We start from the raw sequence: 7,337 nt of genomic DNA on the forward strand, positions 1-7,337 counted from the left end.
TTCTGGCTTTTTTTACCCTCTCCTTGCATGCTGAATTTTTATATAAAGATGATGTTGTCAACAATCCGAAATTTGCAGAACAAATCAATGCAATCGGTGCTGAATTAAAAGCTAAGACGGGTGTTTCGCTCTATTTGGTTATGGTGCGTGATCTGGATCAAAACCAAAGTGTTGCGGATTTTGAAAGACAATTAGCCGCACAAGTCGGTGAACCCTCGGTTATTATGACATTTGTGGAACTTCAGCAGCAAGTTGACATTTTGGCACGCCCCGTCTCATTATATAAGCATTTTAATAAATCACAGATTCTTAGCCCGAACGCTACGTTTATCGGCTCAGTAGTAAGTGCGATCATGTTTGCACGAAGCTATGATGAGGCCAAAGAATTGATTGTTAATCGTGGCGGGACCATTTTGCCGATTTTGGCGGAAAAAACCAAGGGGGGCGAAACGGTTCAAAAGTATTCTGTTGCAATGTATAACGGTTACAGCGATACGGCGGATCAAATCGCTGCAGCGCATGGGGTAACCCTTAGCTCCTCTGCCGGAAGCGGGAGCCAAAATTTTATCGATCTTTTGCGGTTACTTTTTTACGGTATCATAGCGTACGCTGTTATTAGATATGTCTATGGACGGTATTTTCGACGTAAAAAGGACGATTGATGTTTAAAAATCCCGGCACAAAGTGGCCTATAATTATTGCGGTTTCAACTGTAATCGTTATTGGGTTTGGTATCGCAACAATCAAAGCGGCAATCAACAATCCAGTAGAGATGTCGGATTATGGGATGCAAAAATACCAAGAGTATGATACAAATGCAAACGACATTATCAATGCGAAGATTGCGTTTGACAAAAAATACTCTATTGCTTGGCAAACACCTCAGATTGCTGAAAATAATACAACTATTATTTATCAAGTGAATGATAAAGAGGGAAATCCGATCAATAATGCTAAAATTGAGGCAGTTTTAACCCGTCCTGATACGACGAAACTCGATATTAATTTATCGAATCCGTCGGTTAACAATGGACAGTATACGTTTACGTCCGTTTTGCTTCCAAAACCGGGGCGGTGGGATATTTTGGCAAAAGTCTCTGTAGGAAACGATCAGCGTTACTACAATATCAAAGCCGATACCCGAAACCCGAAGACAACCGAATTTTAATTTTCTCCTAACAACTTCTTCCCCTTAGGGGAAATACTCTACAATACTGACAATTATCATGTTAATGATGCATAAACAAACCTAGAGGGACTATGAATAAAGAGTGTATAGTCTATCCAACGTCACGTTGTATTCGCGAGGCGGTTGCCACATTCAGCGAGAGCATCATCCCCCATATGATGAGTATGGGAGAGTTTCTCTCTCGTGCGTACGTTGTCAAGGGAAAAATCGTTCCTGATGAAGATCTTCGCCTTTTGGCGATGCATGAAGCATCCAATTTTTCGGGTTTTTCAGCACTCAATATCGAGCGAAATTTTTTCAGTTTTATTCAAAATTCGGAATATCTGTTTCGATTTTTTGAAGAATTGTCCGGAGAACAAGTCGATGTGGAGACACTTCAAAAAGTCGATGTATACGGTGAATACGAAGAGCACATTGCGATTTTGGGGCGACTCAGGGAGCGCTATCGGGAGATTTGTCTGAAAGCAGGGTGGGCAGATCGAATTTTCAACAGTGAACAAGCGCAGATTCAACACGATTTTCTCCAAAATTTTGAGACGATCAGAATCGTTGTCGAGGGGTATCTGAGTCGTTATGAAATTGCACTCCTCAGAGAGTGTGCGAAATTTTTGGAGATAGGTATCCATTATAACACAACCGCCTATAACCGAAAAATGACCGATCGATTCAAAGAGATGGGGTTTGAGCTAAAAGAGGGGTATGCGTATCAGCTCTCACTGAGCACATTAACGATAGCGGATGAAAAGCTGCTATCGTTTAATCGAGATATTATGTGTGAGGTATTTCATACACGTCTTGCGCAAATCGGATTTATCAAAGCATCTGTAGAGGCGTTTGTCCGCGAAGGGATTGCTCCTGAAAAAATTGCGGTGGTCCTTCCGGATGAAGAGGCCGCGGAGTTGCTCAAAAAATTTGATATCGAAGAGAATTTCAACTTCGCAATGGGGGAAGCATTTTCTAAGAGTGCCCTATATCGGATGTGGGAAAATATTACCCTCTTTTTAGAAGAGGCGAGTGTGCTCAACCGTGAGCGGCTGCGTAGTATCAATGGTGAAATGATCGAGTGGTTTAAATCCCACTATCATCAAGCGTTTCGTCTCTCGTTTTTAGAAGAGTTGATCGGGATGTGCGACGAGGAGACTCAAGGCGAATCATTGGAAATCGTCCGTGAAGAGCTGCAACGTTTCAGCCATCTGGCACATGCGTTGGAGATGATGGAGTTTAAAGCGGTATTTCGAATTTTTATGAACCGATTGCGTCAGCGAAGTATTGATGATATTCGGGGTGGAAAAGTGACCGTCATGGGGCTGCTTGAGACGCGCGGAATGGTGTTTGATGGGGTTGTAGTGATCGATTTCAATGAGGGGTATGTTCCTCATAAGAGCGAAAAAGATCTCTTTTTAAACACCAAAACCCGTGAATATGCCGGACTTCCCAGCGCCCATGATCGAGAATCGCTTCAAAAACACTATTATTCAATCCTCTTTAATCGAGCAACGAAGGTGGCGATCGGGTGTGTCCAAAACGCTGAATCGGTGCCATCTCGATTTTTGCTTCAATTGGGGATCAAAAGTACCCCTTCACGCTATCGATATGAAGAGGTATTATTTCCCTCACCGCAGTTTTATGAGCGCGTTGTGAGAAGCTATGAGAGCGAATACGATTTTACGCTCAAGCCCCTCTCGGCTAGCGGTATTAAAACGTTTCTGAGCTGCAAACGTTCATTTTATTATCGTTACATCGCCCATATCAAAGAGCATGAACTCCCGCGTGATCTCTCACAGGAACAAGATGTCGGCAATGAACTTCACAGCACGTTGGAGAGGGTGTATAACGCGCAAAACAGCTATCAGAGCTCGGCAGAAATTCACAATGCTATTCGAACGTTATGGGAGGAAAAACACTCATCCGACCCCCTTGAGAGGCATATGAAACGGCTATGGCTCGATAAGCTCGAAGGGTTTTGTCATTTGGAAGCCTTCCGTTTTGGCAACGGCTCCAAAGTTCTTTATACCGAAAAAGAAGAGAGTGTGCGGGTAGAGGGGATTGTATTGATAGGTCGAATCGACCGAATCGATGAAACCAACGGCGAACTCGAAGTGTTGGATTATAAAAGCGGTAAAGTTCCCGAAACAGAGAAAGAACCAAAAGAGAGCGATGTCGATTATCAGCTCAGCGTTTATGCCCTCTTGGCTCAAAAATTGGGGAAAGTAGCGCGATGCGGATATTATGATCTGTCCAAAGGGGAGATAAAATTCGAGCAGCACTTAGAGGCAAAAGTGATGAAACTCAAAGAGATTTTAGCCCATATGGCCTCTCAAAAAGTATGGAATTGGGAAATGTGTGAGGATCTCAGTCGATGCCGACATTGTCCCTACACCTATTTGTGCCATCGGGAGGTGATGCGTGGCGTTTGAACCGTTTTTGGCCTATGAGGCGAGTGCGGGGAGCGGCAAAACCTTTAACCTTGTCGTCCGTTATTTGAGCCTACTCTTTATGGGGGAGACTCCCTCTTCGATTGTGGCTTTGACCTTTACCAACAAAGCGGCTAATGAGATGCTGGAGCGGATTATTCTCACTCTTGAGGAGCTTCCAACACGAAGCGAATTGGCGCAAATTTCCCGTTTATGCGGAAAAAGTGAAGAGGAGATTTTGCAAGAGCGGCCGAAAATCCTCTCCCGTTTTCTCCGCTCCGATGTCCAGATCTCGACACTGGATAAATTTTTTGGACGAATTTTGCGTAAATTTGCCCTCAATGCGGGATTGATGCCGACGTTTAAAACGGTTCAGAATCATCATGAGAGCGCATTGCTGGAACGTTTTTTAAACGAAATAGAGGTATCGCATTCAGAGGAAGCTTTGGTTCATCTCTCAATACTAAGCGATAAGCGTCTTGCGGATTTGTTTTCACTCCTCTCTTCACTCTATTCCAAATACAAAGAGCTAAATCTCGATGCGTACAATGGGGTAAGTGTCCCTGCTGACACTACGGAACAAGCCATGGGCATTGCACAAGAACTTTCCGTACTCGTTCAAAGCAAAGGGTTAAGTCCAACCGCCAATAAAGCGGTAGAGATAGAGAACTTTGAAGCGCTTTTAAAAAAAACATGGCTTGTTCAACCAAGTATGAACTATTGGGTTTTTAAAAAAGGGTTTGAGCCTCGAATGGATGAGTTGCTTCATCGGCTTCAGGGTGCTGTCGCTCAGCAGATGCGCCGTCGTGAAGTGCTCTATTTCAAAGAGCTCTTTTTAATTTTAAAGATCTACATAAAAAGCCGTCAAAGTATGGCCGTTCAAAACAATGAGCTCAGTTTTGATGACATCACCCTCAATGTCCATACCCTTTTGCGCGAAAAACTGGAGAGTGATTTTCTCTATTTTCGTCTTGACTCCCGTATCAAACACCTGTTGCTCGATGAGTTTCAGGATACGAGCGTGATTCAGTTCGATATTCTCCGTCCGCTCATCGAAGAGATCCGATCCGGTGTTGGGGTGAATGAGGGGGGGAGTTTCTTTTTCGTCGGAGACGTCAAACAATCGATTTACCGTTTTCGCGGAGGAGTAAGCGCGCTGTTTCATCAAGTGGCGGAGCATTTCGGTGTGACGCTAGAGCCGCTCAAAGTCAATTATCGCTCCAAAAGCGAGATTGTCGATTTTGTGAATCGGGCATTTTTGGGGAAAATAAAAGGGTATACGCCGCAGGATACTCCCGCTCACTCAAAAGGGGGATATGTTGAGGTTCTTTGCAGCGATGAATTATTGTCCAGCCTCGTCGAGCGGGTAGCTATGCTCATCTCTCAAGGGGTAGAGCCCGAAGAGATCGCTATATTGACGGCAACCAATAAAGATGGAAGTGCGGTAGAAGAGGTGTTGAGTGAGCGCGGATACGATGTGGTGACGGAGACGACGGCACGGCTTATTTCACAACGCAGTGTCCGTGCCATTATTGAATACTTGCGCTATGGCTATTTCGAAGAAGCAATATACCGCTCCAACTGTGCGGCTCTATTAGGTGTAGAGGAATCGGTTATTATAAAAGAAGATGTCGATGAGGTGATGTCTGCGGCTATCGCCTTCGTCCGTCGGTTTAACATTGCCGACAAAAGCGCTTTGATGTTTATCGAAGCGTTGAGAGGATACCGTGATATTGAACAGGTGGTCTTTGAGATTGAGCGATTGGAGAGTACCTCTCCGCAGAGCGATTTGAAGGGGATTCGGATCATGACGGTACACAAATCCAAGGGGCTGGAGTTTGAACATGTGATTGTTCTGGACCGTTTGGGAAAAGGACGAAATCATAACGACCCCATCGTTTACGAGTATGAGGGGTCTTTGCTGCGGGGAATGCATTATCGGATCAAGGATCGTCAAGAGATTGATCCTATCTATGCGAAAGCACTGGAAGCGGAGAAAAGAGCCGCTGATGAGGATCAGCTTAATGCATTGTATGTCGCATTAACCCGTGCAGTCGAATCGTTGAGCGTGATCGCAAAAACGAAAAACTCATGGTTTGATCCTCTCGAACTGACTCCGGCTGCATGGGGGATTTTGGAAGTAAAACCGCGTACAAAGAAACCCCCTGTCGCCGAAAAAGTGTTGCATTACGAAGGGGTGAAATTCGGTCGTCAAGATGAGGGGTTGCGACCTATCAAAGAGTCGACACACGATTATGCCGCCGTACAGTTTGGAGTCGCACTGCACTATACGCTGGAGATGATGGGGGACTTTACCCCTCAATCGCTTGCGCATGCCCTCGAATCGACCCGAAACCGTTATGGCGCTATTGTGCATTCGGAAGCGTTGGGTGAGATTGAAAAAAGGATTACGCATCTGATTGAAGATGAGCATTTTAGTATACTGATACAAGGACGCTATTACAAAGAGCAGATGATCCGTCACAACGGAAATATCGGTGTGATCGATCTTTTGGTCGAACGCAACGGCGGCTGGATTATTATCGATTATAAAAGCGGGCGGGAAGAAGAGGCAAAGCATCAAGAACAGATCGGCCGTTATGCCTCAGCCATACAATCGATCAAAGGTGAGCCGGTTGAGGGGTACGTGTGTTATTTGATGGAAGATCGGTGTGAATGGGTAAAGTGCTTATAAAAAACTTAATTTCAGTAAATTATAAGAATAAATAGGTACAATTGCGCCACTATTTATAGAGACTTTAAAAGGGGACTCAAGATGAAATTTACTAAAATTGCTTCACCTGAGCAAATCGAACGTAAATGGGTTTTGATCGATGCTGAGGGGAAAACATTCGGTCGTATTATGACCGATGTTGCTGCTCGTCTACGCGGAAAAGACAAACCTTATTTTACGCCAAACATTGACTGCGGTGATTTTGTTGTTATTATCAACGCGTCAAAAGCGGTTATCAACGGTAACGGAAAAACTGCTACTAAAACATATCACCGCCACACAGGTTACTTCGGTAACGTTAAAAGCGAAAAATTTACAGAACTTTTGGCTACTAACCCAGAAAAAGTTTTCAAACTTGCAGCTCGCGGTATGCTTCCTAAAACAAAATTGGGTCGCGCGATGTTGAAAAAACTCAAAGTCTATGCAGGTGCTGAACATCCACACTCTGCGCAGATCGCTAAGTAAGGATAAATAATGGCAAAAACGTATGCAACCGGCAGAAGAAAAACTTCGATCGCTAAAGTATGGCTTGCTCCGGGTACAGGTAAAATCACTGTAAACGGTCTTTCACTCGACGCATGGTTGGGTGGTCTTGAAGCAAAAAAATTGCGTGTTACTCAACCGCTTTCTTTGACTAAACAAGATACATCAGTAGATATCAACGCAACAACATTGGGCGGTGGTTTCTCTGGACAATCAGATGCACTCCGCCACGGTATTTCACGTGCTCTTTGTGCGTTTGATCCGTCATTCCGTGCTGTCTTGAAACCGTTTGGAATGCTCACCCGTGATTCACGTGTTGTTGAGCGTAAAAAACCGGGTAAACGCAAAGCGCGCCGTTCTCCACAATTCTCAAAACGTTAATAGTTCCTTGGGAACTATTAGCAGTTTCCTTGAAAACGTTAATCGTTATTTCTTCCCTTTTTGGGAAGAATTTTCTTCCACTCTTTCTTCAATCATTTCAGATTTCTTTTTTTACTAATTCACAACATAAGTTTAA

6 protein-coding genes are annotated in these 7,337 nt (G+C 44.2%); all 6 read left to right on the plus strand.

The genetic code is table 11. The features are described from left to right. Positions 1–662 (plus strand): 3-dehydroquinate dehydratase (locus JHC35_RS07545; protein WP_295043713.1); only part of this gene is annotated, 662 nt, incomplete at its 5' end. Further along, positions 662–1,168 carry a FixH family protein gene (locus JHC35_RS07550; RefSeq protein ID WP_295043715.1) on the plus strand — a complete coding sequence of 169 codons (507 nt, stop codon included), beginning with the start codon at positions 662–664 and terminating at the stop codon, positions 1,166–1,168. The genes JHC35_RS07545 and JHC35_RS07550, both read left to right, overlap by 1 nt. A 92-nt stretch (positions 1,169–1,260) precedes the next feature. Continuing rightward, a complete protein-coding gene (locus JHC35_RS07555) occupies positions 1,261–3,606 on the plus strand; it encodes a PD-(D/E)XK nuclease family protein (protein ID WP_295043719.1) in 2,346 nt (781 codons plus the stop codon). Then, positions 3,596–6,298 (plus strand): RecB-like helicase, encoded by a 2,703-nt coding sequence (locus tag JHC35_RS07560; RefSeq protein WP_295043721.1) that lies wholly within the window; start codon positions 3,596–3,598, stop codon positions 6,296–6,298. The genes JHC35_RS07555 and JHC35_RS07560 overlap by 11 nt, the downstream gene beginning before the upstream one ends. A gap of 81 nt (positions 6,299–6,379) precedes the next feature. Then, on the plus strand, positions 6,380–6,802 hold the full coding sequence (gene rplM, locus JHC35_RS07565) for a 50S ribosomal protein L13 (RefSeq protein ID WP_294915949.1): 423 nt from the start codon (positions 6,380–6,382) through the stop codon (positions 6,800–6,802). Between the two features lie 9 nt (positions 6,803–6,811). After that, complete coding sequence (gene rpsI / locus JHC35_RS07570; protein ID WP_295043725.1) at positions 6,812–7,201, plus strand: 30S ribosomal protein S9; 390 nt, start codon at positions 6,812–6,814, stop codon at positions 7,199–7,201. Positions 7,202–7,337 lie beyond the last annotated feature (136 nt).

This window comes from Sulfuricurvum sp. (assembly GCF_022759005.1).
Classification (GTDB): Bacteria; Campylobacterota; Campylobacteria; order Campylobacterales; family Sulfurimonadaceae; genus Sulfuricurvum.